Raw genomic sequence first — 26,907 nt, 5'->3', positions numbered from 1 at the left:
TCACGTAACATATAACTTTAAGCACTCCAATCACTAAACTGGCCTTCGGCTTGTTCCATAATTTCGGCTAGGATATCGTTAAGTTTTGTGATGGAAACTTTACCTCGTAATTCTTTTTTAACGGCTAATCGAATGGCTGCTTTTGCGTTTTCTTTCTTCGTCCAGTCGAGTTGCAGATTTGATTTTACTGCTTTTACCACGCCATGCACAATGTCTTGCATGAGTCCTTTTTCTTTGATGATGTCTTGCTTAGCAGCGAGGATATCATAAAAGGCTAATTCTTCTTCACTTAAACCGAGTTCCTCGGTTCGTTTGTCGTCCTGTTGTAACTCTTGGGCGCGTTCTACCAATTCTGCAATCGTGGCATAACTATCTAAGGCGTTGTTATGGTATTTCTCAATAACTTTTTCTAGTTCTTCTTTAAGTGAGGTGTACTTTTTAATGTTTTTATGCAAACGTAATTTTATTTCATCTTTAAGAATATTCTTGATGATTTCAATTTTTAAGGCATTGCCATCCTTTTCTTTTTTTGCGCCCAATAAAAAGGTTTCATCTAAAATGGAAATATCTGGTTTTTCTATTCCTGCCATGGCAAACACATCGACTATATCTTCGGAATCGATGCTCTGACTGATCAATTCCTTGATTTGTTGTTTTTGTTCACTTCGATTCGACTTTACCGATTTGGCATTTCTTACCGCTTTTGACACGTGTTGCATATACAAGACATCCACGGCATACTCTTGAATGGCTGGTTGACTTTTTACGATGGATAATAACCCTGACAACTTCTTTTCAGCCTTCATAAAGTTATTGGCATCCTCATCGTATTTCACCAAATGGTTGACACCTTTTTTCACCAAAAGCACTTTATCTGCTTCTCTTAAGGCTTTCCAATTACTGTAATCCACAGTATCTGGAATCATGGTCTTGCAATATTCTACCTGATTGAAGAACAATTCCAAAGCTTGTTCCATATCTATGGTTGGCTTTCCTGTTCCACCACCTTTGGTGTATTTATCGGTTGCCGATTTTAGGTTATCGCCAATGCCTATGTAATCTACAATTACCCCATTTTCCTTGTCCTTGAAGACGCGATTGGTACGTGTAATAGCTTGCATGAGGTTATGGCCTTTCATGATTTTATCGACATACATGGTATGAACACAAGGTGCATCAAACCCGGTTAACCACATATCGCGAACAATGACGATTTTTAAAGGGTCGTCCACCTTTCTAAAGCGTTTCTTTAAGGCTTCCTGAGCATCTTTGGTTCTAAAATGCTGGTTCCATTCAACAGGGTCTTTGGAAATGTTGCCGGTCATAACCACTGCCACTTCAGGGCAACCGTCTAAGGCGATTAAGGCATCATACATCTTTACACAATTACGACGGCTCATGCACACTACCATGGCTTTACCATCTAAGGTTTCGATACGCTTGGTGAAATGTTGTAAAATATCCTTAGCGATTTTATTCACACGGTCTTCACTGCCTGCCGCATCTTCAATGGCTGCCCATTTGAGATTGCCAGAATCCTCCTCACCTTCTGTAATTTCGTCCACCTCATCATCTATATTCTCGTTCCAAAGGTGCAGCTTGGCCAGGCGTGGTTCATAGTAAATATTGACTGTGGCCTTATCCTCTACCGCCTGTTTGATATCGTAGGTATGTATGACGTTACCAAACACCTCTTCGGTATCGGCATCCTTTTTATCCACAGGTGTTCCTGTAAAGCCAATAAAGGACGCATTAGGCAGGGCATTGCGCAAATTAGAGGCAAACCCATCGAGCAAGCCGTATTGTGTACGGTGTGCCTCATCTGCCATCACGATGATATTCTCACGTTCTGATAATACAGGATGCTCGAGTTCGCCGAGCACCTCATCTGTAGTTTGTTTTAAACGGAACTTTTCAATGGTGGTAAAAATGACGCCACCAGCACCAACGGATAGCAGTTTTCGCAAATCGTCCGTACTTTCAGCATGGTGTACATCACCTACCAAGTCCTTGGCCAAGACAAAATTCTCGTAGAGTTGCATATCTAAATCGCTACGGTCTACTTGCACGACAATGGTAGGGTTTTTTAACTCTGGTAAACTGCGCAAAATACCTGTGTAGATGGCCATAGAAATACTTTTACCAGACCCTTGGGTGTGCCAAATGACACCAATACGACCATCACCAAATGGTCTTACCGAGTGTTTAGCTGCCTCTACAGCAAAATTGACCCCAAAAAACTGATGGTACTTCGCACCCTTTTTTATGAGCGAGCCATTATGGTCTTCATGAAAGATGAAGTTTTTGATGTAGTTGAGCAAGCGTGCTTTTGGAAACAAACCAAACAAAAGCGTGTGCATTTGGAAATCGTCTTCCTCTACCGTGTCCTTGCCGTTAATGCTTTTCCAAGGGGCAAACCACTCCATACCCGAACTAAACATACCGTGTTGCGCCTCGTTACCATCGCTAATGACTGTGAGCGCATTGTACTCAAACAACTGCGGAATGTCTTTTTTGTAATGCTGTATTTGGTTGTGCGCTTCTTTGAGTTTGGTATTTTCATCGTACCAGTTTTTGAGCTCAAAGACGATAAGCGGCAAGCCATTAATGTAAATGATAATATCTGGTCGGCGTTTGTTTTTGCCCGTAATGCTAAACTGATTGACTGCCCAAAAGCTGTTGTTTTCTGGATACTCAAAATCTATAGGATAGACGTGTATCGCTTTTTCGTTGCCCTGTGCATCTTCGTAATTAAGGTCTATGCCTTTAGTACACTTTAAATGAAAGCTACGATTGCGATGCTCTAGATCTGCCCCCACATTGTTTGTAAATTCTGCAACCGCCAAAGCCTGCATATCACTAGGTAACTGCGGATATGTTTTTTGTATAAATGTCAACAGCGCATCCTTTAGCACCACGTCTTTAGGATGGTGTACTATGGCTGTACCATCTTTGTGCGTGTAGCCTAGGTCTTCTAACCAGTCTAAGGTAGCTTGTTCTATGGTGGCTTCTGTGGTCATATCATTTACTTGTCGCCCTGAGCGCAGTCGAAGGGTTGTTGCAGCATATCTGTATTATTTTTTTATCATTGCTTGCAAGAAGTAATTCCCCATTCCTTCTATAAAAGTATGAGAAACACCGCCCTGAGGTCTCCAAGATTGTTCAATTTCTTTGTTCACCTTGTCCGACAAATCGTTAATGTTTGATGCTGATTCTATTTTATATTCCATAATTATACTATTTGCTCCAATTGTCTTTTAAATTCCTTTAACCGTAACTCACCACTAATGAGTTTTGGTAATAGGGTGTCGCGAAGTTGGGTTAGGGATTGGTTTTCTTTTTCCAATTCTTTTATCTGTTGAAATTTTGGAATAATAATATCTTCAAATTCTTTTAATTGCTCCTTTACCGGAACAATAAATTCTAGACTCTCCAAATTCTTTTTGTTTATTTTAAGTTGAACAGCACCAGTTATAATTGGAACTACATTAGTATGAGAAAGTGATAAGTAAACAAATTCATTTGAATATAATTCATTTCCAGTTAATACATGGGCATGATTACTTACCCAAAATTGTCCGTTTACAAACTGCAAAAATGGTGTATCTCTCTCTGTTTTTACTGTACCATCTTCGGCTAACAATATGTATTCACCATCAAACCTGAAATCATCAATATAATCAAGAACTTTTGTTGCACCATAATATGGGTATATTCCTTGAATTTTTGCTCTTTCACGTGTTGAAATAGGTTTCCTTTTTTTATTGTGATTAATAGAAATTTCTGGTAATCTTTTCACTACCCAACCTTTAGGAATTGGACCAAGCTCACTATCGATAAACTCGCCATCTTGGAATGGTCCGAAATCCACAAACCAATGTTTGTAGAGTGCCATGGCCATGTCTTCTAAGGTTTTGTTTATGGCTAGGTTGTTTTCTATTTTGTCGTCTATAGCGGAAAGGATGTTGGCTATGGCTTTTTGTTCTTTTAAATATGGTATTTTGACATTTAAACTATCGAAAGTTTTGGTAGTAATTGTATCGAAAACACTGCCGTAACTTAAACCTTGAAGGTCGCTAATTTTTTGTTTTACTAAGTAATAGAGAAAGTCTCTATCTGTTTTGTCATTAGGCAATAATCCATAACAAGATTGATTAAAAGCCATATCTCTTTCTAAGACTGCTAATTCACCTACAGTCCCTCGGGCCGAAATAATCAATGCACCCTTTGGTAATAATTTTGTTGAAGATTTTTCAAGCCCCAATTGTGTAATTGATTTTTCTGTATTATTTACAAATTTCTTTTCTCCTTGAAAATCCTTTACACTCAGCCAAGGAATATCTCCATTCCAATACTCATTGACTGAAGTCTTTGGTGTTCCACCTCCAATTATTTTTAATGCTTCTGAGAGTTTATATGTTTTCCAGTTGTTGGGCATTAGGCATTAAGTTTCATTACACGCTCTTGGATAACTAACAACAGTTCTTTCAATTTTTTATAGAAGCCCATATTAGTATCATATGGATTAAGTTCTGTGAACTTTCTTAGAATGGCTATTTTATTAATACCACCATCTGCATGCTGTTTAAAATGAGTATTAATTTGGTCTAAGATTGGTAAACTGTACTTAGAAATTACTAGTGGTTTAAAAGGCTCATTCCATTCTACAGCATCTTCTTCTTTATAATATTCATTGTAAGCTTCTACATATTTTTGATGTAAAAGCATATCCTCAATAGTTCGTTTTTCTCCGTCGTTAAAAACCTCATCTAGTGTAAGGTGACTCCACTCTTTGGGTTCTAGAATATATTTCTTAAACTTAGGCTTTTTGATTTCTTTATTTCCAGCATCATCAGAATCTAATAAGACTACTCCTTTTAATCCAAGGTTTGATAAATATCGTACAGATGGTATAATTTCTGAAGCAGTATCAGCACTAAAAATATGTGTCCAAGTTAAGGGTTCGAAATCATCGTCTTCATGAATAACATAATGTAATATCCATTTATCCGCATTACCTTCTACAACTAAATTTATATCATTTACCAAAAACGAATCGTTAAGAATTAGACCTAATTCCTTTCTTAAAATTTGATATTTGTTCGTGTAAACTTTTGTCAACAATTCAGTTCCTTTCGTGCCTGATTTCTTTACTAGAATTAAATTATCTGGTTTTTTTCTAAATGCTAAAAACGGATTGTGTGTTGAATATAAAACCTGATCAGTTTCAGCAATATCTTCTAGTACATTTACGAGATTCCTTGCACCTTCTGGGTGTAAGTTGTTGCCTGGTTCATCTAATAGAAATATATGTTTTCTTTTATCAATTTTATTGAAATATGTTTTATTAATTAAAAAAGCAAAGAAATATTGAAACCCTAAACTTCTTTCAGTAAGATCATATGGTCTATCAGAATCATCTTCAAAACTTATGATAAACTTATCCCCATGATAATCTAATTTTACTTCAAGTGAGTCATCTTGTTTGTATGCTTTTCTTAGAATTTTAGTCAGAACTCTTTCCGCCATTCTTAACTTATGTCTAAATTTTTGTGGATTAGCTGCTAAAGTTTCAATATTATTTAGGTTTGCTATTTCAAATAATCTCTTAAAAGACTGGTAAGAACCCTGTTTTTGCTGATATTGTGCCAGTGTAATTGGTGCTAATGTTAGTTCATCACTTGTAAAAAGTTCTATTTGAGGAATGACTTCATTAAATATTTTATTTCGGTTTACATTTAATTGATTAAGTTTCTGTTGTGCATTTAGTGTATTTCCAGAACTAGAATTGAATATTTCTTTTAAACTAGTTCCTTTATTATTACCGTGTAATAATTCGAATTCGATGTCTTCTATCTTATCAGATTTAATTGTAACTCTCAACCATTTAAATATTTTTTTTGTTTCTTCATGTCCAGTTGCTTTGTGAGTAAATAGATTATAAATCATTTCACTTTCTTCTTCACTAATAAGAAAGTATCCTTTAATTATTGGAAATTCATCTCTTTCATATTTAGATGAAGTCTTATTAGTTAAGTCTATTTTGAGTTTATACTTGGTAAAATTTAAATAACTTATGGCCTCAAGAATTGCAGATTTTCCCGATTCATTTTTACCTACAAAACAGGTTAATTCATGTAAGTCAACTGTTAAGGCCTTAATTGATTTAAATTCTTCAATTCTAACTTTATCTAATTTCATTAATTAATACTTTTCAAAATTCTCTAAAATCTGTTGTTGTAGTTCGTTGCCTTTAGCAAACTGCTCCTGTAATTGTGTTTTTAGGGTTGCCATTTTGTCTTCAAATGGGATGCCATCGTCTTCTACGGCTTCTGTACCCACATAGATGCCTGGTGTGAGTTTGTAGTCTTGATTAGCGACCTCGTCTATGGTGGCGCTGTAGCAGAAGCCTGGTTCGTCGTTGTATTGAGATTCTTCGCTATCGCTCTGAATGACATTGCGCCAAGTGTGGTAGGTGTCTGTGGCTTTTTGTAGGTCAGCCGCATCAAAGACGCGTAGCTTGCGGCTTTCCATACGTCCTAGTTTGGACATGTCTATAAACAGCACTTCGTTTAAACGCTCTCTGTGTTCGCCATCTTTACCATCTCTGTTTTTACTTAAAATAAAAATACATGCTGGTATACCAGTGGTTAAAAAAAGTTTATCTGGTAAACGTACAATACAATCTACCATACCCTTATCTACCATAAACTGGCGGACATTTTTTTCGCCTTTGTTATTTGAGGTCATGGCACCATTGGCCATTACCACCGCTGCCGTACCTCGATCACTAAGATGACTCCAAAAGGTTTGCATCCACATGAAGTTGGCGTTGCCATCCGTTGTGAATTCTTCTTTAGGACCAAAGAGTCTTGGGTCGTTTTCTGGTAAATCCTCTGAGTGCCATTGGCTCACATTAAATGGTGGATTTACCAATATGTAATCTGCCTTAAGGTCTGGGAACTTATCTTGTAATAATGAGTCGCCCAACTTAACATCAAAGGATAAATCGCGTAAAGCGAGGTTCATTTTGCATAAGCGTAATGTACCATCGTAACGCTCTTGTCCGTAAATGGAAATGTTCCTCTTATCGCCACCATGGGCTTGTAAAAACTTTAAGGACTGTACAAACATACCACCAGAACCACAGGCATTATCAAAGATTTTTCCTTGGTAGGGTTCTATCATTTCTACCATAAGACGAACGATACTGCTTGGTGTAAAGAATTGTCCTGCACCAGAACCTTCGGCAATGGCAAACTTACCAATGTAATATTCGTAAACACGGCCTAGTATATCGCTACCCGGGTTTTCTTTTTCGGACAGCTTAGGGTTTGCCAATAGGTTAATTAAACCAGCCACTTGTTTTGGTGTCAGTTGGCTTTTTACAAAGATGCGCGGTAAGATGCCTTTTAGGTCTTGTCTGTATTGTGCTAAGGTGCCATCCAATAGGTCAAAGGCATCATCTACCAAGACTTTGATGTTGTCCTGCTCGGCATTATCCTGCAAAAATTGCCAAGTGGCTTCCTTAGGGATGATATAGGTGTTTTTAGAGAGGTATTCGTCAGGGTCTTCCAGGATGTATTGCTTTTCGTCCGGGTCTTGCGTGTAATAGTCAGAGCTTTCATCCTTAAATGCCTCGATAAGTTCGTCCTTACGGGCTTGATAGCGCTCTGACAAATGCTTTAAAAAAATGAGCGGTAAGACGTAGTCCTTATACTGGTTTTCGGCAACTGCACCGCGTAGTTCGTTAGCCGCTTTCCAGAGTTCTTGTTCGAAATTGATATCGGCTTTGGTTTTGGTTTTGGTCATATTTGGTTGGCCCGGATTAAAACGGGTACAAAATTTTAAAAATTAAAGGGTCAATGTGAAATTAATTAAGGGAGTTTAAAGATAAAAAAAGCCCTTGATTTTGCAAGGGTATTTAGATATATATTCTTTTATGATATTGAATAATTAGACCTATAGAATTACTGCTTTAAATGATAGGTTATATTAATGCCTCTTATATCGCCATCGCTCAGTGAGTCACGTTGACCAATTTTTATAACAGAATCTTGTTGTAGTTTTTTTACCTCAATAGTTTTTTTCCCATTTTTAGAAAATGAATATTCATCATAATGCATGATCGAATTATAATCATAGTCTTTTATATCCTTCCCTGATAAAAATCTATCAATATAGCGCCGAAAATTGTCACTCGAATTAATCTCAATATTTTCCTCATTTACTATGATATATTTTCCTCTATCTTTTCTTGTATGCTCATGATAGAATCCTGCTGCATGTAATATTTCATGGATAATACTTCCATAACTACAATTACCACATTCAATAACTTGCCCATCTTTTTGACGACCAACATAAGAAGCACAATTGGGCTTATTCATAAAATAAACATAGTCTCTCTCGTTAAGCCGTGGCAATAATTTAATTTTTGTTTTAGTATTTATTTCTTCGATAGCTTTTAATATTTCGTCTTTTTTAGGATGATTAGATTCTATTACATATGGAATTATACCTCTATCCCATAGCTTTCCTTCACCTGTCACAGCAGCAAAACCTTGCAGTTCAAAATCTTTTAATGTACCTAATATAATATCCCCTTCTGTAATGACAAGACTATCTACAACTTCGGCTATAAACTCGACTTCCTCTTCTGTAAAAGCCATTTGAAACTTTACCTCAATAAATTTTCTTGAACCATAATCACTACGATATTCTAATGGTTTATGAAAGTCATTTTTATTTAAAAGGTATATTAAAGTCAGAGCTAAAATTATTACCAAAACAATCGCAATAATTATTTTATTTAATTTAGAATACATTGAAATTAAAAATTTATAGGTAATCCAATCCCTAACCCAAAGCGTAGATCCTTATCCTTGCCATTTGGACTGAGGTTTAAGTCTGTACGATCTAAAAAAGTTTGTATCGTAATATTTGGTTTTTTTGAGTCTTTATTAACGAGACTAAAAAGTAAGCCTAATCGCAAAGGATACATTTCTTTGTCTTTTGCAGAACTTCGACTACTAAAATCAATTTTTTCGTAACTAATTATACCAAATAAACCAATTGGCAAATCTAGTGGATAGAAATAGGTGTCTAAAGTAAAACGTTGTCCAAAGCCATACTCATATCGCGTATCACCTATAAATGCATTGTCAGAATTGGTAAAAATAACCGGATTACCATTAACGTCATTTCCAAATACACCTGAGGTCTCTAAGGTGCTGTTTCTAAAATTCGAAATATTAGAACCTCTAATTAAAGACAATGAGAGCCTTGTAAACAAAGAATGAGGACTTAATTTTTTTTTGTTTGCCAAACCTTTTTCTATACTGTAATTTAATGATAATGTTACCCCATAAATATCCCCTTTAACCTGATTAAACATATCTGAGAAAGACTGGTTGGCATTATAGGTAAATCGTTTAAAACTTTGTCTTTCATAAAAAGGGCTTACACCATAAAATAACGTATGATTATACGTCCATTGTTTAGAGGTATTTTGCAACTCTATTTTATTAATACTGTCCTCTAACTTTGTAAGTATAAAATCTCTAGTTTCATCATAATCCTTAATTAGTTTAATTAAATCAAAGTTATTTTTATTGTCGATTTTTATATCCTTTATGCCGTCTTTACCTTTCTGATTACCACCATTATCATTCGCCATTGTTGACTTAACATAATTCGCCGATACAAATTTTGTGGTTGGGAGTTCATCATAACCCTTTTTATCATCTTCGTTTATATAATTTCTTGTTATCGAACGCAATTGCTTATAGATACGCTTTTCTTCATCGCTAGAAACTCTAACAGCATCATTAAATTTTACGGTTTTTAATAATGCAAGTAAATTATCATATTTAGTTTTAGTTTTAGCCAACAAATCAACAATTTGTAGATTTATGTAGGCTCTATTTTTAGGATTTAGGCTTTTATATTTTGAAAGTGATGTTAGTCGTCGATAATAATTTAAAGTAATTTTACCTTGTTCACTACCATTTTCTTGGTCAAAGAAATAAATGCCATTACTCGCAGCCAAGTCAGCCTCGATGGTAAAAACACCAGTGGGCCCAGAATAGAATAAGCCATTAATCTTAATATTACTTTTCTTTTCGTTTAAGGTGGCGCTAATACCTTGCTGTGGAGAATTATCACCTAAAATGAGGTAATTAAAATCTTTAGCAATCTTAGTGTTGTAGGCAGCCGAGCTTATTAAGCCATCCTTGCTTTCAAATTCAACTTGAGTAAAACAAGGTATAGAAACTATAAATGTTAACAAAAGGGAAAGATAGTTTTTCATAATCCGTATAGTTTTTAATTGGTTAATATTCAAATTAAAAGCATCCTTCATAGCAAAGCACACCCCATATTGGGTATACAGCTATACGATGCGGTCAACAACGAATTATGTAATTCTATAGCGCCAAGGACGCGCTACTTAAGGAATTGGTTTTAAGTTAAATTTTATTGAGATTATTTCCTTTTAAATTAGACCAATGACCAAAAAAAACCTTAAAGTGCAGAATTAAAGCCTATGCCTAGCATTGTAACTACCTGTAACTGATACGTTTTCTGATACCACCATTGGCACGGTGAATAATTACATCGGCACTGTAACGTTTGGCTAGGGTTTTGGCCTTGCGTATGGCTGTGCCTTGTTTGCGGTGTTTAGAAGTAACGCGTTCATTCCCCTCTCTTCTGACGGCCCAGCCTTCTTTATATGGCACCACGTGCTGGTGCCAGGTGCGTTTTGGTGTACTTTGGTAGCCTAAAGCCTTTAGAATAGCAGCTATTAGGTTTTGTATAGCGTCAACTAAGTTATTTTGTTTTGGCATTACTGGTGTTTGCTATAAAAGTAAATATAGTAAATTAAACCATACCAGCACATCGCTAACCATCACAACAAATTATCCCATAAGCCCACAATGAACTTAGCCTAAGAGTGAATGCAGTTTATATCAAAAAGTTTTTCCATTCATTTTTTTCTTGATAAAAAAACGAATCAAAAAAATCAAAACGATTTATAGGAAGTTGCAAGCACCACTCGTTGATAATTGAATATACTTTACTCTTAGCTGTATTTTATGCTTCAATACTTGATGTCACATTCAATGATAATTCTTACTCATTACTTCTTAAAATCGTTGGTTTTTCCGACTGCGTCGGAATTGTGTTTTCTTATAATCAATTGATAGGTCTTTAGTTCTGCGTGCAGAAGTTAGCTACTTAGTTGAAATTGGAATTTTGTTTTTGTTTGTAAAGCCACATTCAAACTACTGAAAATACTTCAACTTCTTTTGCCTTTCCTTTTAATTGCACGGATCCTAAACTCTTAAATGTATAAGTTTCTGAAGCTACCCTTTTAACCAGCGCGTTAGACACTAGTAAATCTACATTAAATGTTTGGCATTCTGACTGCAAGCGTGCTGCTGTATTTAGTACATCGCCCGTGAAAAAAATGTCCTTTTTAAGCGCTCCTATTTCACCTGTAGTCACCTCTCCCACATGAATCGCAGCCTTAAAATCGGGAAATACACCATACCGCTCCAGATAATGGGATTGCCGCTGCGCTAAATCCCTTTTCATGGCAAAAAAACAGTCGAGGCTTAACTTTGTATAATCCTTGTTTGAATTTGGCCATGTTAACACAATTTCGTCTCCAACATATTGATAAACTTCTCCTTTATGTTGTAAAATCGCATCAGAAAGGTCGTTGTAATACGATGCCAAAAATTGGAAATACCTATCATGACCTAATGTTTCTGCGATTTGTGTGGACGACTTCATATCACTAAACATAAATACCCGAATTTCTGATTTAGGATGATGGTAACGCCCTGTTATAAAGTTGGTCAGTACAGAGTGCCCTAAATGTTCACTGACCTCAACATAAAATAAGGTGAGCAGCATAGAAAATGCCAATTGAATCAATGTACTGGCATGTGTTATACTCCAAAAGAATAACACATACTTTTCCCATACCACATGCGACAACATAGGTTCATTCAGTTCAATACTAGCAGCACTGATAAACGTTATGAATACTATGAGCTCCATAAACAGTATGTAGAAGGCAAACTTGCCTAAAAGCTTAAGGGAAAAGCGATACGGTTTAAATAGTTTGTTGATGAACCGATATTCTATAAAACCCACCAAAAATCCTATTAAGGTTACACTTACACTAGCAAAGGCAAACACTTTTGGTGTTAATGAAATCGCTGAATCTGGTGTGTTACTGGTATTGCCAATAATGGCCTGTTCGGTCCACAGAAATACCCAACCAGTTACTAACCATATCAATGCAATAGGTAAGGATTGAAGGACTAAACGCTTTTGTTTTGGAGACCACAAAATTTCTAATTATTGAATGGTACTAAAATAAGTAACTTTATTGAATATAACTTTAATTGATTTAGATAGTAGCGTTATAAATTAATATAGTGCACCGTCTTTGAGAGTAATTTCTGAAGCCTGAGCACATTGTAATGATAAGTTAATCTTTACGTTCATTTTGTCTTGACACAAAACGAACCAAAAAGTCAAAACGATTTATAGGAAGTTGCTAAAGCACCATTCGCTGATAATTGGATACGCTCTTATTTTTTTCCATATTCTTTATTCGATACTTTATGTCTGATTTAAATTCTATTTCTCGCTCATTACTTCTTAAAATCGTTGGGCTTTCTGACTCTGTCGGAATTTCAATCAAAAAAAATCCAGCACCGTAATGCTGGATTTTAAATAGATTATTAAAAGTATCCCGTATTTTGATTTTTAGCTTAGTCTTTTGTTTTTTTCTTGAAGGTATAATTTATACCAAACATCGCCATAGAGGTTGTCATCTTATAAGACACGGATGTGCCTGGAATTTCACCTAATGGATTATTTGGTGTAATTTGTCTAGGATCTAATATTCGTCCTTCTGTAGCGCCATTGCTATCGCCATAATGGTAAACGGCATCTAGTCTCCAGTTATCATTAATCTCATAACTCAATCCAAACTGGTACGCATTTTTAATAATTGCTGTTGCTGGTGTTGAAAAGAACGCTAAATCCTCATCAATTGGATTACCACTGTAGGTGTAACCTAAACGTAATGGTAACTTACTAATCCCTTTATATTGTAACCCAACAGAAAGTATGGAAATATCTTTCCAACCAAAACCTTGTACTGCGCCTGTTGGGAAGCCGTTATCTCCAATGGCCCATCCACTAGCTTCGAATCCTTCGGTATTTTCGTAAAATACGCGTCTAAAGTCGAGCGCAAAGTCAAAATTCGTAAAAGAATAACCTAAACCAAGTGACATGATGGCTGGGTAATCCATTTGGAATTTAACATCTGGTGCATCTGTACCATCAAGGTACTCGTTATCAAATTCAAATTCACCAAAGGTCTGATTGGTTTTGTAGGAAGCACCAAGCTTTAAACCAGAACCAGAATCATAAAACACCCCAAATTGTGCACCAAAACCTATGGCTGGTGTACTATCTGCCTTAGGATAACCTTTGCCTGTACCACCCATTGAAGGTGGGAAATCTGGCGATGCTATTGGATTAGGATTCAACTCAAGTGCCGCGTAGTTAAAGTTAGGTTGTATCCCTATAGATATCTTATCGGTAAGCTCATAGGCATAGGTCGCACTGACTTGCAGTAACATATAATCGGACTCAATACGTCCAAACCCATTAAGCCCTTGTGGCCAGTTGATGGCATTTGAATTATTTGGGTTCCAATCCATGTTTGGGTTACCGTTCATATCCATTGGTAAGTTAGTTTCTTGAGGAAACGTTACCCCAAACCCACTAATACCAAAAGCGGATACACCGAACGTATGCTTACTATTTTCATTTCCCCAGACCATACCTAGCGCTGGCATGTAAGACACTCCTCTATCGTCCTTTGTTGTACCATAAACTGCTGGTGATGCGGGTGACCCTGGACCAAAAGCTCCTTCTGGATAAAGTAGTCCTTCTGGCAGACTAGAACTTAACTCTGGTGATGAAAAGAAAAAGCCCACATCAAGCTTGAGTATTTTATCATCAAACACAGATATGGCTGCAGGATTCCAATGCATAGCACCAGAAATATCTAATGGTTGTGCTGTTGCCGCTCCACCCATAGACATATTTACAGATCCCACGCCTTGCATGATATGACCTGTTTGGGCATATAGGCCGAGTGAGAACAGTAATACAATTAATTTAATAAATGATGTTTTCATAATAAGATCGTTTTATATTCTGCGGATAAAATGGCTTAAGAACTACATGTTTTATCGCGTTTTCGAATTTTGGTTAGTAAATAGCCATGAACAAAAATAAATGGCAAACCCTTAACTAATTATGATAAATGTCATAGTCTGCTTTTTGAAAATCGAGGCTTCTAAAACCCCTTTAAAATCAAGTGTTTCCACCGTTTTTTCTTATGTAACATTTGTTACATGGATACATGACATTTGTCATAACCTAACTTGAAGCATCACTGTAACTTTACCATCAGAAATAAAGGTGTATTTAACACGTAACCAAAAATTTAGTCCAATGAAAAATTTAGTGATTTTAGGAGCAGGTACAGCTGGTACAATGATGGCCAATCATTTGGTAAAGAAACTTCCCAAGAATGAATGGCAAATTACTATCATAGATCAATATAAAACCCATTATTATCAACCTGGATTTTTGTTTTTACCTTTTGATATTTATACAGAAGATCAGGTAAAAAAAGTGGGAAAGAAATTTATTCCAAAAGGAGTAAATTACATTCAGAAAAAAATTGAGTTAATCTCACCAGAAGCCAATAAGGTGACTCTTGAAAACGAGGAAATCATTAACTATGACCTACTCATTGTTGCTACTGGCTCTAAAATAGCACCTGATGAAATTGAGGGTATGAAGGGTCCTGAATGGCACAAAAGTATTTTTGATTTCTATTCTTACGAGGGTGCCAAAGCACTTAGGGATAAATTACGAAGTTGGGAAGGAGGTAAACTTGTTGTACATATCACCGAGATGCCCATAAAATGTCCTGTAGCTCCTTTGGAGTTTGCATTTTTAGCAGATTCATACTTTAGAAACAAGGGGATGCGAGATAAAGTAGACATTACCTATGTTACTCCATTAGATGGAGCTTTCACCAAACCTAAAGCTACCAAGGCCTTACATCACTTATTAGTGGAAAAAGGGATTTCAGAAGTCACTAACTTTAACATTGAGCGGGTAGATTATGAAAATAATAAGATTATTGATTATGCCGAAACTGAGGTTGACTATGATCTTCTGGTCACTGTACCAACCAATATGGGTGATGCACTTATAGAACGTTCTGGAATGGGAGATGATCTTAATTTTATACCTACAGATAAAAACACGTTACAATCTAAAGACTACGAGAATGTTTTTGTCATTGGTGATGCAACAAATTTACCGACATCGAAAGCAGGCTCAGTGGCTCATTTTGAAGCTGAAATACTTGAAGAAAACATCCTAAAGTATATAAAAGGAGAACCTTTAGATGCTTCATTTGATGGGCACGCCAATTGTTTTGTTGAAACTGGTAATGGCAAAGCCCTTCTGATAGACTTTAATTATGTACAGGAACCTGTAGAAGGTACCTTCCCTATTGCCGGTATTGGACCGATGCAGTTATTGAAAGAAAACCGAATGAATCATATGGGAAAATTAGCCTTTAGATGGGTATACTGGAATATGCTGCTTAAAGGCGTTCCTATACCATTTGTAAGTGCAAATATGTCTACTAAAGGCAAAAAAATCGAAGCATAACACTAATATTATAACCTTAAAAATTCTGAATAATCATGAAAAAACTTATTGCAAATAGAGAAATCGACGTTAACGAAGAAGGCTATCTCACCGACTTTACACAATGGGATCGTGAAATTGGTAAGGGTATTGCCGAAGAATCTAATATTACTATGACTGACAAACATTGGGAAGTCATTGAATATTTACAAGATAAATATCACAAAGAGGAACCATTATCAGTAAGAGGTATTAAAAAAAGTGGTGTGATAGACATCAAGGAGTTTTATAATCTGTTCCCTGGCGGACCTCTTAAAATATCGACTAAAATAGCAGGTATCCCTAAACCAAAAAGTTGTATTTAAACTAATTAAAACATAGAATATTATGGGCACAAAAGTTAAGAAAATGCTTTTCATCTTATCAAAAGCAACTATAGAGAATGTTTACGCAGCCTTCGTGATGGCCAATGGTGCGCGCATGGAAGGTATAGAATCTGAAATATTCTTTACATTCTTTGGTTTAGAGGCCATACAAAAGAAGAAATTGGACAACCTCCATGTGGCAACCGTAGGTAATCCTGCAATGCATATACCAACAATGTTAGGTGGTTTGCCAGGTGTTGAAGCCTTAGCCACCAAGATGATGAAAAAAGAAATGGAAAAATTGGATATGCCACCCGTAGGGGAATTTTTAGAAATTCTTTCGGATTCTGGTTGTAAACTTTGGGGTTGTAAACTCGCAGTTGACATGTTTCATCTTAAAGAAGAGGATTTTATTGATGAGCTAGATGGCATCATCACGATTGGAGACTTTTATAATCGTGCAAATGAAGAAGGCACGCACCTTCTATTCATATAACCTAATTATATACACCATCATTGGGTTCTGATGATGTAGGACATTGCGGTATGTATTTTCTAATAAAAATATATACCGCAATATTTTTTTTAGCGCTTTCTACTACGATCTGTACTACATCGCTGACATCGCGACAGATACGTCATGGACAACTCATAAACCCCATCAGTACGACCAATATTTGAGGTGTTTTTATCATAGGAGAACCCAAATCTTAGGGTCTCATATTCAAAGCCTACAAACGCATTTATGGAAGTCAGTAAATGTTCATTTCCATCATTACGCGCCGGATTCGTTGCAGCAGTTAAACCTAACAATAAGGCATCGAGCTGAAAAATAGTACCAACGTCCAAACGATTATAAGGCCCTTGTACCATAAGGTTTGTTGTCATCATAACGGTATTCTCACGTAAGAACGGAAACCTAACATTTCCGTGAAAGGAATAAAAAATGTCCAGAGGTAATTTTTCACCATCCACAATAGAAATATTTGGTCGATTAAGATGGCGTACCGAACCTCCTATCCAATAACTGATATCATCGAAGGTTTGCTTTTCAACAAGAAAGCCTGCATTAATATCCAAGAAGTAAATGTTGTTCAATCGACCTGCTAAAGGGTCTACAGACACAGGATTGATGAACCCTGAATTAATGTTGATTTGATCAGCCAAGGTAAGATTTCTAAAGCGGTTGCTTTTATTTCCAATACCAGCCTCTATCGCAGGTCTAAAGTACCACCCATTATTTAGGTTGATTCGATGGGCATAATTAAAATTAACTTGTGCGTAATTATAGTTGTTAAACGATTCGTATTGCCAGACCGCATTCATGCCAATACCAAAGCCCAAGCTTGGTCCATAGTCATAAGATTTATTCACATAGGCGTATTGGGTATGAATCTGTAAATCAAGATTGGGCCATTGCACACGACTTAATATCCCAGCCCCTAATCGGTCATTGTCCTCAAACCCAGAAAAGGCAGGGTTTAAGGTTTCCTGTATATAGTTAGACTGTGTGAAAATAGGGTCCTGTGCTGCTAAAGTCCAACAACTGATTAGAATAAAAATGGTAAATATGGATCTTAAGATCATGAGGTTTATTTTATAAATACAAAAGCTCCTTGGGCGGTAATGGTTTTTCCATAAAACGTCTTGGCACTAAAGGTGTAATAATAATTACCGTTTTCGGCAAATTCGTCATTGATTTTACCATTCCAACCTGTAAAATTATCATCATCTTCCGTGTAGATTAAGCTTCCCCAAGTATCGTAAATATTCAACTCTAAGCTACTAAGGCCTTCATAAACAGGACCAAAGAAATCATTAATACCATCTTCATTTGGTGTAAAAGCGTCTGGCATTACCAGTTTATAACCTTCTTCAACATATAAGGTAATGACCCGCTCATATACGCAACCAAATGGGTAGGTTACGGTTTGCGTGACCACATAAGAACCAACAGCACTATACGTGTGCGTTGGGTTTTCTTCTCCCGAAAAACTACCGTCACCAAAATCCCATAAAACACTTAGATAATCACCAGTGGCTAAATTGGTAAATGTGATAGGATCTTCAATGGCATACACGCCAAAATTACTAAAGCCAAAAGATGATAGTTCAAAGTCGGGGTCCCCTAAAAGTGGGATGCCCACATTCAAACTAAAATTGGTGGTACAACCTAATGCATCCGTCACTTCTAGCTGTACCAAACCATCTTCATCTGTTGTCATAAATTCATTATTAGCACCACTTACCGTACCACTAGACCAGTTATAACTAAATGGTGGCACTCCTCCACTGGCCATAGCTACAAAGGTTTGATTGACGGTTTGGGTATCACAATCTACTTCAGATTGGGTCTCTACATCTAAAGTTAAAGGCTCAAAACGATTAACGTCCCAACTACCCTCTATACTACAACCATTAGCATCAACAACCGTAACCACATAGGTGTTTGGTGGAATGGCTGCTAAATCTTCCGTGGTAGCACCATTAGACCAGGTGACCGAAAACGGTGGTGTACCTCCTTGAATGAGCAAGTTAATTGAACCACTATTGGTATCATCACAATCGAGAGCATCTGTAACATTGGCGGACAACTGTAATGGTAAAATATTGAATATGGTAAAGGTTTCTTGAATGACACATGGAGTACCATCCGTAATGGTAACACTATACGTACCAGGAGCTAAGTTATTGCGTTCTACACCAGCTGAAGCATCATCATCCCAAACCACGGTAATTGGGTCTAAACCTCCTTGAAAATTAAGTGCAATACTTGCATCGTTTTCTCCAGCACAAGACATTTGTGTAACCACAGGATCAATAAGGAAAATCGGTGCCTCATCAATTACTATTGAAAACTCACGAACACAGTCTTCTGCATCTGTAATTGTAATGGTATATGTACCTGCTGAAAGGTTAAACTGGCTCAATCCTGTACCAAAATTACTCCAAGCCACGTCATAAGGTGCTACTCCGCCTGATATATTATTAATGGTTATGGACGCATCGTTATCCCCATAACACTCAATTTCTGTTGTCGTTACATCGATTGTGATCTGATCATTTTGCTGTATGTCTACACTTAAGGTATCTGTACATCCTGAAGTATCGGTAACGGTCAACGCATAAGATCCCGCAAATAAATTATTAATATTGGCAGAGGCACTCGTAAACCCATTAGGTCCTGTCCAACTATAGGTATAGCCTGGTCGGCCACCTACAGTGTTCACTGTAATCGCTCCAGTAGCATCACCAAAACATATTACATCAGTCTGACTTTGTAAAGCCACCTCCAACAAAGGTGGTTCTTCAATCACAAACGTTGAACTGATTGGGCCACAATTATTAACGTCGGTTACTGTGATCTCATAAGTCCCTGGCTCTAAATTATCAAGGTCTTCATTGTTTGAAAACGGATTACCATCACGTGTCCAGTTATAGGTATACGGTTCTATACCACCACTTATATCTATATTAATCTCACCATCATTCGCTCCAAAACAGGAAATGGTATCTGGGTCAAAATTTACAGCACTAAAAATAAGCTCGTCCGGCTCAGTGATGGTAAACGTGTCGTTATAAGGGCAACCGCCATCATCCAGAATATCCAAGGTATAGGTTCCAGCTTCTAAATTTGAAATCGTTGTGGCACTGCTAACAAATCCATTAGGTCCAGTCCAACTCACTTGATAAGGATTGCCACTTGTGAACGGCACACCTCCAGTAATCGTAATGGCTATGGAGGCATCATCAGAATTAAAACAACTATTATTAACCACAATTGAAGCCACCGAAATAGACGGATTCACCGTAACCACAACGTCGAAATCAGCACCGACACAGCCATTAGTATTAGGTGTTACGGTATAAGTCACCGTTACTGGATTTATGGTTGTATTTTCTAAAAACTGGGAAATAGTGCCGCTCGCTGTTGGTTGCTCCGCTGCTCCTGTGATACTACCTGCAGGGTTGACCACCGGATCAGACCAAGTATACGTCGTCCCAACAGGAACCACATTGCCTGTGATGCCATCTGGTAAAAATTCAAATGTGTTTCCGCTACATATCAATACCGTACCATCGGTAATACTTGGTGTCTCGTTCACAATGATTTCTGCAACATCAGAAATGATTTCGGAACAACCACCAGTATTAAACGTAATAATCACATAATAATAGGTTGTACCAACCGTATCTACTATAGGTTGATACATATCGGTTGTAGCCCCAGCTATTGGAGTTCCAGTCGTTGTATCATTCACCGTATTTTGAAACCATTGATAACTTGGTGTTCCAGTACCATTGGTGTAAGATACACTCAATGCAGGCGTTGTTTCACCCAAGCACAACTCATCCGAAAGTGGTTGTGAACTAAACTGAGCAGCCGCAGTCACCTCTACAGTAGCCACTGAACTCGTCACCTCACAGCCAGACACGTCTTGGGTCACAATACAATAATAATAGAAAGTCCCAACCACATCAGAAGGCGGTGTATAGCTTGCAGCCGTCGCTCCCGCAATGGGTGTTCCAGTCGTTGTATCATTAACGGTGTTGACATACCATTGGTAAGAAATAGTTCCTAATCCACCAGATACCTGCACTTCAAGTGGATCTACAGTGGTATTCTGACAAACACTCTGTATATCAAAATCAGGACTTATTATTTCTGGATCCTCAACAACAATTATTTCAGCAACCGTACTAACTAATCCCGTACAACCACTTCCGGTAAAACTGACCTCAACGTAATAATAAAATGTTCCCAAGCCTGTAAATACAGGTGGCGTATAACTAGCGAATGTGGCACCAGCAATTACCGTACCACCAGTATTGGAATTATTGGTATTGCTGTACCATTGGTAGCTTACCGTTCCCGCTCCACCAGTTATAGTGACTGAGAGTTCTTCTGATTCACCACCAATGCAAATAGATTGTGTCCCAATAGGTTCAGTATTAATTTGTGCGATTTCTTCAACTGTGATTTCAGCAGTATCAGAAATAATTTCGTTACAGTCACCCGTTGTAAACGTGATAATTACATAATAATACAACGTACCAAGAATATCTGTTGGTGGTGTAAATGTTGGACCATTAGCCCCTGCTATAGCTGTTCCGGTAGTTGTATCATCAACAGTATTCACATACCACTGATAACTTGGTGTACCCGTACCCTGATAACTGATTACTAAATCATTTGGGGTACCGTTAAGGCAAATGACTTCGGGTTGTGGTTGTGCATCAATAAATGGTGCAGGTTCTATAGTAATTGTAAAACTTACTGAAGGGCCAACACAGCCATTAATGTCAGGTGTTACCGTGTAAATTAAATCGATAGCTACTCCTGTTGTATTAATAAGTGTTTGCGCCGGAATGGTATCTCCTGTACCATTAGGAATAAATCCCGTTAGACCTGCAGGATTATTTGACGTCCATGTGTATGTTGTATTTGAATTATCTGAGGTAAACACAATGGCATCACTATCATTACCAGAACATAAGGTCTGAGTCAAATCGGTATTAGTCATTGTCGGACTTTCATTGACTGAAAAACCTTCTGTTACCGTAGCTGTACCACATTCATTAGTCACACTAAACGTTACTGTATAATTGCCAGGTGTGTTATAACTTATGGTTCCGGGATCTAATTGATTGGATGTTGCCGGTGTACCTCCTGGGAACGACCAATTGTAAGTAATCGTCTCCGCAGCAGGAGCACAGGTCGTGATATTAGCCGAAGGATTAAAACTAGCCGTACCACAGGCTTCATCGATAGGATTAATGGATGCTGCAGGTGGTTGCTTAACATTGATTTGTTGTGTTGTTGTAAAATCTCCACAAGAGTTAGTTATGGTCATGCTTATGGTGTAGACACCAGCAGTTAGAAATTGAAATGACGGGTTTTCTGAAGTTTCATCTGTATTATTAGTAAATCCCCACGACGCTGATGTACCACAAAAGTCAGGGCTATAAGTGACTTCCCATAGATAGGTTTCCCCTCCACAAGACTGCGACAAATCGGTTGTATTTGTAGCCCCAACATTAAAAGGAATACATCCTTCGTTATTATCAAGAGAAAAGTCAGCAACCAAATCGGGTTCTATACAAATAGTTTTAACCACCGGATCTGATAATCCACAAAAATTTTCCTCGGTTAAAGTGACCGTATATGTACCTGGAGAGGTATAGATGTGTGTAGGGTTTTCTAGATTAGAAGTTGTGCCATCACCAAAATCCCAATTGTGGGCTGCTTGGGTAACACAGTTTGGTCCAAAGCCACCTTCAGTAAGGTTTGTAAATTGAACAGCCGTATTAACACAACTTGGATTATCAAATTCAAAGTCAACTTGGGGTTGTGATAAAATAATGATCGGTCCTGCCGTTAATACAGTTTGACCACAAGACGTTGCTATGATTAAAGTAATTGTATAGTTTGGATTGGGACAATTTGATTCTGTATACTCATGTGGAATTGGAAATGGATCTGCCAGTTCGGGATTATTAGGATCATAGTTGGCTACCGCAGCAATTAAGTCATTTTGTGTATATGTAGCTTGTGTTCCATCACCGTAATCTATAAAATAGGTTGTATCTGGTGGATTGGCACCCCAAGAGCCAATAGCAAATCCAAGTTCATTGGCTGGCAAACACAAATTCACCGTGTTCCCTGGACTAATAATAGCACCTATAGGGTTACTTGAGTTCTTCACCAAAATAGTCTCCGTTGCATTACAGCCGCTGTCACCATATCCGGTTATTACCATATTAAATGACCCTAAATTGGCGTAGGTATGTGTTATAGGAAATGTAACGTTAGTTTCCGAAGTCCCATCTCCCCAGACTATATCATATGACGTAATACATCCTGCTGAAGCCGACGTATTACCAACATTGATAGTGTAGGCAGGATCTATAGTATTATTTCCGCAATTATCAAAGGGTGGTGTAAACTGAGCATCTAAATCTTCAAAACTCAAATCTGGTCGTTGTTCTACATTCACAGTTTCTGAAACCGAGGCCGTGCAGCCGTTGGCATCTGTAACTTCTAATGTAGCCGTATAGTTTGAAAACCCACAACCGAATGCATCATAAATATGTGAAGGGTCTTCATCAGTCGAAGTTTCACCATCACCAAAAGACCAACTGTATGTAAAAGGGCCATTTCCTGATGCTGTAGCATCAAAATTAACGGCATCAGCTGAACATCCTCCATTATTAAATGTAAAACCAACGGTTGGTGGATTAGCAACTGTTACAGTTGCAGTTTCGTTTATGGTTTCAGTATCGTTATTGGAGTCCGTCACAGAAACCAATTCATAAGTGAAGGTGCCTACTGCCCCTGTATTAACAGGCAATGTTACAGAATTGTTAGTACCTGTAGTCGTTATGGTTTGATTAGCACCACCATTTAAAGTGTAGGTAAATGTGTAAGGCGTATCACCATCTGCACCCGTGAAGGTTATTACAGGCTGGGGCGTTTCATTAAGACAAACCGTAGTTGTCCCAGAAATACTTGCAGTAGGAGGCAATTCTAATTTAGATTTGGGCCGAACTTTTACTAATACATCAGATAAATTATAAGCGGCAACTATACCAATACATAAATAAAAAAGCAATGCAAAGGCATGGCGTTTGTGGTATCTCATAATTGATTAATAGCTAATTACGATGGTTAAAGTAGATAAAAATCTGTAAGAATAATAATCAAAGTATCTATTTTTCGCTTAGATTACTATATTTTCTTTAAACGGTAATGCTTTAAAGCTAAATTAGTTATGTTCTTAAAGTGGGATTACACCAATAAGTAGCTCCATGAATTACGACGCTTTGAACCTCTATTTTATTTAAAACACGACTGTCAACCTTCACATCAATTTAACATCTAAAATCGTAACTTTGCAACTTTGCTAGAATTTAAGAAAAAGCGATAACCATCTATGAGCCATTTCGACGACTCCATTGAAGTAAAAGGTGCACGTGTTCACAACTTGAAAGACATTGATATTACTATACCAAGAGAAAAACTGGTAGTGATTACAGGACTTTCAGGTAGTGGCAAATCTTCTTTAGCTTTCGATACTATTTATGCTGAAGGTCAACGACGCTACATTGAAACGTTTTCGGCTTACGCACGACAATTCTTGGGTAATTTAGAGCGTCCTGATGTGGATAAAATTGATGGTCTTTCACCTGTTATAGCAATAGAGCAAAAAACAACTAGCAAATCACCACGTTCTACGGTAGGTACTATTACAGAGATTTATGATTTTCTTCGCTTACTATTTGCAAGAGCTGCCGATGCTTACAGCTATGAAACTGGCGAAAAAATGGTAAGCTACAGTGATGAGCAAATCAAAGACCTTATTTTAGAATCTTACGCTGGCAAGCGCATTAACATTCTTTCTCCAGTCATTCGATCTAGAAAGGGGCATTACCGTGAATTGTTTGAACAAATTGCCAAACAAGGCTTTGTTAAGGTGCGTACCGATGGCGAAATCGTTGACCTTGAAAAAGGAATGAAACTAGATCGCTATAAAACCCACGATATAGAAATTGTCATTGATCGTTTAAAAATTGATGATTCTCAGGACAATGAAAAACGCCTTATGGAATCCATTAACACGGCCATGTACCATGGTGATGATGTTTTAATGGTCATAGACCAGGAAACTAATGAGCCACGTTATTTTAGTAGAAATTTAATGTGTCCCTCTTCGGGAATTTCCTATCCTAATCCAGAGCCTAATAATTTTTCATTTAACTCACCAAAAGGGGCATGTCCTAACTGTAACGGTATAGGCGAACTTTACGTAGTTAATGAAAAAAAGTTGGTGCCTGACGAAACGCTATCCATAAAGAACGGCGCATTAGCACCTCATGGTCCTGAAAAGAAAAGTTGGATTTTTAAACAATTTCATACCATCTCACAACGTTTCGATTTTTCATTAAGTGACCCATGGAAAAACATTCCAGAAGAAGCCAAACAAATGATTTTGTATGGTGGTAAGGATAAGTTTGCTGTAGAAAGCAAACTTCTTGGTGTAACAAGAGACTACAATATTGATTTTGAAGGGTTTGCCAACTTTATTGAAAACCAATATAAATCCGATTCTACATCATTAGTGCGTTGGGCAAAGGAATTTATGGATAAGGTGGAATGTGATGTATGTGAAGGGTCGCGTTTGCGAAAAGAATCACTGTACTTTAAGGTTGACGGAAAAAACATCGCAGATCTGGTTAAAATGGATATTGTGGAATTAGCTGATTGGTTAGACGGTTTAGAAGATCGCCTCTCTAAAACACAACGAAAAATTTCAGAAGAGATCATAAAAGAAATTAAAGCCAGAACGAGTTTCTTACTTGATGTTGGTTTAACGTATTTATCCCTCAACCGAAGTTCTAAATCACTTTCTGGTGGCGAAGCACAGCGTATCCGTTTGGCCACACAGATAGGTTCGCAGTTAGTTGGTGTGCTCTACATATTAGACGAACCCAGTATTGGTCTTCATCAACGGGACAATGAAAAACTCATCAATTCGTTAGAATCCCTTAGAAACATTGGTAACTCCGTAATTGTAGTTGAACATGATAGGGATATGATAGAACGTGCCGATCATGTTATAGATATCGGCCCTTTCGCGGGCAAGCATGGTGGTGAAATTATTAGTGAAGGCTCTCCAAAGGAATTATTATCGCACAAAACCCTTACAGGGGACTACCTCAGTGGCAAAAAAGAAATAGAAATTCCGAAACAACGCCGTAGCGGCAATGGAAAGAAAATAGTACTCAAAGGTTGTACAGGTAATAATCTAAAAAATGTAGATGTAGAGTTTCCATTAGGTAAAATGATTGGAGTGACTGGTGTTTCAGGAAGTGGTAAATCTACATTAATCAACGAAACCCTCTACCCTATTCTAAATGCGCATTTTTTCAACGGAGTGAAAAAACCAATGCCATACAATAGCATTAAAGGTTTAGAGCATATAGATAAGGTTATTGACATTAACCAATCCCCTATTGGAAGAACACCAAGAAGTAATCCGGCAACCTATACCAAGACTTTTGACGAAATACGAAAGTTATTTGCACAAATACCTGAAGCTATGATTCGTGGTTATAAGCCGGGACGCTTTAGTTTTAATGTCGCTGGTGGACGTTGTGAAACCTGTCAAGGTGGTGGTTTACGAGTCATTGAAATGAATTTTCTTCCGGATGTATATGTGGAGTGTGAAACCTGTCAAGGCAAACGTTTTAATCGTGAAACCTTGGAGATTAGATATAAAGGAAAAACCATCAGTGACGTATTGGATATGACTATAGATGAAGCGGTGGAATTCTTTGAACATATTCCAAAGATTTACCGTAAGCTTAAAACCATACAAGATGTAGGCTTAGGCTATATTACATTAGGACAACAAAGCACAACGCTTTCTGGTGGTGAAGCCCAGCGCATCAAACTCGCTACAGAACTTAGTAAACGTGATACCGGAAATACGTTTTACATTCTTGATGAACCAACTACTGGTTTACATTTTGAAGACATTAGGGTTCTCATGAAAGTCCTTAATAAGCTGGTGGACAAAGGAAATACTGTACTTATTATAGAACATAACCTCGATGTTATTAAGACCGTAGATTATATTATAGATATTGGCTATGAAGGTGGAAAAGGTGGTGGAAAAGTCGTTGCCAAAGGCACACCTGAGGACATCATCAAAGACAAAAAAAGTTATACGGCTAAATTTTTAAAGAAGGAATTGAAATAATACTATAT

The 26,907-nt window shown here is 37.4% G+C and carries 16 protein-coding genes; 4 read left to right on the top strand and 12 right to left on the bottom strand.

Annotated features, from left to right (window positions below):
• Window positions 1-17: 17 nt before the first annotated feature.
• From ACFQ1K_RS08585 to ACFQ1K_RS08540, 10 genes are all read right to left on the bottom strand, one after another.
• Window positions 18-3,020 carry a type I restriction endonuclease subunit R gene (locus tag ACFQ1K_RS08585; RefSeq protein ID WP_320555163.1) on the bottom strand — a complete coding sequence of 1,001 codons (3,003 nt, stop codon included), beginning with the start codon at window positions 3,018-3,020 and terminating at the stop codon, window positions 18-20.
• Between the two features lie 54 nt (window positions 3,021-3,074).
• Entirely contained in the window at window positions 3,075-3,230 is a 156-nt protein-coding gene (locus ACFQ1K_RS08580; RefSeq protein WP_320555162.1) for a hypothetical protein, read from the bottom strand.
• A gap of 2 nt (window positions 3,231-3,232) precedes the next feature.
• Window positions 3,233-4,438, bottom strand: a complete 1,206-nt coding sequence (locus ACFQ1K_RS08575; RefSeq protein ID WP_320555161.1) for a restriction endonuclease subunit S — start codon at window positions 4,436-4,438, stop codon at window positions 3,233-3,235.
• Window positions 4,438-6,201, bottom strand: a complete 1,764-nt coding sequence (locus ACFQ1K_RS08570; RefSeq protein ID WP_320555160.1) for an ATP-dependent nuclease — start codon at window positions 6,199-6,201, stop codon at window positions 4,438-4,440. Before ACFQ1K_RS08570 ends, ACFQ1K_RS08575 begins: the two co-directional genes overlap by 1 nt.
• A gap of 3 nt (window positions 6,202-6,204) precedes the next feature.
• Entirely contained in the window at window positions 6,205-7,812 is a 1,608-nt protein-coding gene (locus tag ACFQ1K_RS08565) for a type I restriction-modification system subunit M (RefSeq protein WP_320555159.1), read from the bottom strand.
• A gap of 158 nt (window positions 7,813-7,970) precedes the next feature.
• Complete coding sequence (locus tag ACFQ1K_RS08560) at window positions 7,971-8,828, bottom strand: M12 family metallopeptidase (protein WP_320555158.1); 858 nt, start codon at window positions 8,826-8,828, stop codon at window positions 7,971-7,973.
• Window positions 8,829-8,833: 5 nt separating this feature from the next.
• The gene (locus ACFQ1K_RS08555; protein WP_320555157.1) at window positions 8,834-10,312 is read right to left on the bottom strand and encodes a hypothetical protein; all 1,479 of its coding nucleotides are present in this window, start codon (window positions 10,310-10,312) and stop codon (window positions 8,834-8,836) included.
• 250 nt (window positions 10,313-10,562) lie between these two features.
• Complete coding sequence (locus ACFQ1K_RS08550) at window positions 10,563-10,847, bottom strand: DUF2188 domain-containing protein (protein ID WP_320555156.1); 285 nt, start codon at window positions 10,845-10,847, stop codon at window positions 10,563-10,565.
• A gap of 433 nt (window positions 10,848-11,280) precedes the next feature.
• Entirely contained in the window at window positions 11,281-12,363 is a 1,083-nt protein-coding gene (locus ACFQ1K_RS08545) for an adenylate/guanylate cyclase domain-containing protein (protein ID WP_320555155.1), read from the bottom strand.
• Between the two features lie 428 nt (window positions 12,364-12,791).
• Window positions 12,792-14,234 carry an OmpP1/FadL family transporter gene (locus tag ACFQ1K_RS08540; protein WP_320555154.1) on the bottom strand — a complete coding sequence of 481 codons (1,443 nt, stop codon included), beginning with the start codon at window positions 14,232-14,234 and terminating at the stop codon, window positions 12,792-12,794.
• A 319-nt stretch (window positions 14,235-14,553) separates the two neighbouring features.
• Here ACFQ1K_RS08540 and sqr point away from each other — a divergent pair, with 319 nt between their 5' ends.
• The 3 genes from sqr to ACFQ1K_RS08525 are packed head-to-tail and all read left to right on the top strand — an operon-like array spanning window position 14,554 to window position 16,632.
• Window positions 14,554-15,792, top strand: a complete 1,239-nt coding sequence (gene sqr / locus ACFQ1K_RS08535; RefSeq protein ID WP_320555153.1) for a type III sulfide quinone reductase, selenoprotein subtype — start codon at window positions 14,554-14,556, stop codon at window positions 15,790-15,792.
• 35 nt (window positions 15,793-15,827) lie between these two features.
• Window positions 15,828-16,136, top strand: a complete 309-nt coding sequence (locus tag ACFQ1K_RS08530; RefSeq protein ID WP_320555152.1) for a TusE/DsrC/DsvC family sulfur relay protein — start codon at window positions 15,828-15,830, stop codon at window positions 16,134-16,136.
• A gap of 22 nt (window positions 16,137-16,158) precedes the next feature.
• Window positions 16,159-16,632, top strand: coding sequence for a DsrE/DsrF/DrsH-like family protein (locus tag ACFQ1K_RS08525; RefSeq protein ID WP_320555151.1), 474 nt, complete (start codon window positions 16,159-16,161; stop codon window positions 16,630-16,632).
• An 89-nt stretch (window positions 16,633-16,721) separates the two neighbouring features.
• Here the strand turns inward: ACFQ1K_RS08525 and ACFQ1K_RS08520 are convergent, their stop codons facing one another.
• On the bottom strand, window positions 16,722-17,723 hold the full coding sequence (locus ACFQ1K_RS08520) for a PorP/SprF family type IX secretion system membrane protein (RefSeq protein WP_320555150.1): 1,002 nt from the start codon (window positions 17,721-17,723) through the stop codon (window positions 16,722-16,724).
• Window positions 17,724-17,728: 5 nt separating this feature from the next.
• A complete protein-coding gene (locus ACFQ1K_RS08515; protein WP_320555149.1) occupies window positions 17,729-23,779 on the bottom strand; it encodes a PKD domain-containing protein in 6,051 nt (2,016 codons plus the stop codon).
• 291 nt (window positions 23,780-24,070) lie between these two features.
• Here ACFQ1K_RS08515 and uvrA point away from each other — a divergent pair, with 291 nt between their 5' ends.
• Entirely contained in the window at window positions 24,071-26,899 is a 2,829-nt protein-coding gene (gene uvrA / locus ACFQ1K_RS08510) for an excinuclease ABC subunit UvrA (RefSeq protein WP_320555148.1), read from the top strand.
• The last annotated feature ends 8 nt before the right edge of the window (window positions 26,900-26,907 follow it).

Origin of the sequence: Winogradskyella aquimaris, from assembly GCF_042676105.1 — a bacterium.
Taxonomy (GTDB): Bacteria; Bacteroidota; Bacteroidia; order Flavobacteriales; family Flavobacteriaceae; genus Winogradskyella; species Winogradskyella aquimaris.
Note: the sequence above shows the minus strand (reverse complement) of the source record. Positions and strands in the feature narration are given on the sequence as shown.

What these genes read in the sequence shown, in the direction of transcription:
- uvrA (WP_320555148.1), top strand. Translation starts at nt 24,071, where the DNA reads ATGAGCCATTTCGACGACTCCATTGAAGTAAAAGGTGCACGTGTTCAC.
- ACFQ1K_RS08540 (WP_320555154.1), bottom strand. Translation starts at nt 14,234, where the DNA reads ATGAAAACATCATTTATTAAATTAATTGTATTACTGTTCTCACTCGGC.
- sqr (WP_320555153.1), top strand. Translation starts at nt 14,554, where the DNA reads ATGAAAAATTTAGTGATTTTAGGAGCAGGTACAGCTGGTACAATGATG.
- ACFQ1K_RS08520 (WP_320555150.1), bottom strand. Translation starts at nt 17,723, where the DNA reads ATGATCTTAAGATCCATATTTACCATTTTTATTCTAATCAGTTGTTGG.
- ACFQ1K_RS08580 (WP_320555162.1), bottom strand. Translation starts at nt 3,230, where the DNA reads ATGGAATATAAAATAGAATCAGCATCAAACATTAACGATTTGTCGGAC.
- ACFQ1K_RS08515 (WP_320555149.1), bottom strand. Translation starts at nt 23,779, where the DNA reads ATGAGATACCACAAACGCCATGCCTTTGCATTGCTTTTTTATTTATGT.
- ACFQ1K_RS08565 (WP_320555159.1), bottom strand. Translation starts at nt 7,812, where the DNA reads ATGACCAAAACCAAAACCAAAGCCGATATCAATTTCGAACAAGAACTC.
- ACFQ1K_RS08560 (WP_320555158.1), bottom strand. Translation starts at nt 8,828, where the DNA reads ATGTATTCTAAATTAAATAAAATAATTATTGCGATTGTTTTGGTAATA.
- ACFQ1K_RS08575 (WP_320555161.1), bottom strand. Translation starts at nt 4,438, where the DNA reads ATGCCCAACAACTGGAAAACATATAAACTCTCAGAAGCATTAAAAATA.
- ACFQ1K_RS08550 (WP_320555156.1), bottom strand. Translation starts at nt 10,847, where the DNA reads ATGCCAAAACAAAATAACTTAGTTGACGCTATACAAAACCTAATAGCT.
- ACFQ1K_RS08530 (WP_320555152.1), top strand. Translation starts at nt 15,828, where the DNA reads ATGAAAAAACTTATTGCAAATAGAGAAATCGACGTTAACGAAGAAGGC.
- ACFQ1K_RS08585 (WP_320555163.1), bottom strand. Translation starts at nt 3,020, where the DNA reads ATGACCACAGAAGCCACCATAGAACAAGCTACCTTAGACTGGTTAGAA.
- ACFQ1K_RS08555 (WP_320555157.1), bottom strand. Translation starts at nt 10,312, where the DNA reads ATGAAAAACTATCTTTCCCTTTTGTTAACATTTATAGTTTCTATACCT.
- ACFQ1K_RS08570 (WP_320555160.1), bottom strand. Translation starts at nt 6,201, where the DNA reads ATGAAATTAGATAAAGTTAGAATTGAAGAATTTAAATCAATTAAGGCC.
- ACFQ1K_RS08525 (WP_320555151.1), top strand. Translation starts at nt 16,159, where the DNA reads ATGGGCACAAAAGTTAAGAAAATGCTTTTCATCTTATCAAAAGCAACT.